Annotated in this window: 1 pseudogene; it reads left to right on the top strand. The window is 74.1% G+C overall.

The annotated features are described in order from the left end of the window. Window positions 1-2: 2 nt before the first annotated feature. Window positions 3-485: pseudogene (locus G6048_RS48480) on the top strand (cell division protein PerM); the annotation flags it as partial. Between the last annotated feature and the right edge of the window lie 129 nt (window positions 486-614).

Below are 614 nucleotides of genomic sequence, written 5' to 3'. Positions count from 1 at the left end.
GGGTGGCGGTGCTCGTCGGGGGCGGGGCCTTGTTGGTGGGCGTGTCGCTGGCCTGGGACGGGGCGTCGGCGCGGGCCTCGTTCCTGGAGCTCACCGAAGCGTGGTCGGGGCGTTTCGCCGTACTCCTGCTGGCGCTGGCCCTGTTGCCGAACGCGGCGGTGTGGGGCGCGGCCTACGCCCTCGGGCCGGGCTTTGCTCTCGGGGCCGGGCACGTGACGGGTCCCTTGTCCTCGTCGGCCGCGCCGCTGCTGCCGCGCTTTCCTCTGCTCGCTGCCTTGCCGGATGCGGGGGCGGGAACCCCGCTTCACTGGGTCGCGGTGGCGGTGCCGCTGGCCGCAGGGGTGGTGGTGGCGTGGTTCGCGGTGGACGTGGGTGCTCCGGCCGAGCGCGGTGAGGCCTTGTCGCGTGGGCGGATCGCCGGAACCGTGGTGCTCGCGGCGGTCCTGTGTGGGGTCGTTCTCGGGGTACTTGCCGGTGTGGCCGGTGGGCCGCTTGGGGTGGCCGCGCTGGCCGAGTTCGGGCCCGTCTTGCAAGAAACGGGACCTGTCGGCCGGGACGGTGCCGTCCTCCGGCTTGGTCAGCGAGGCGACTCCGTCCCGTGCACACGCGTAGAC

The sequence above is a fragment of the Streptomyces ureilyticus genome (assembly GCF_011045025.1).
GTDB lineage: Bacteria > Actinomycetota > Actinomycetes > Streptomycetales > Streptomycetaceae > Streptomyces > Streptomyces ureilyticus.
Note: the sequence above shows the minus strand (reverse complement) of the source record. Positions and strands in the feature narration are given on the sequence as shown.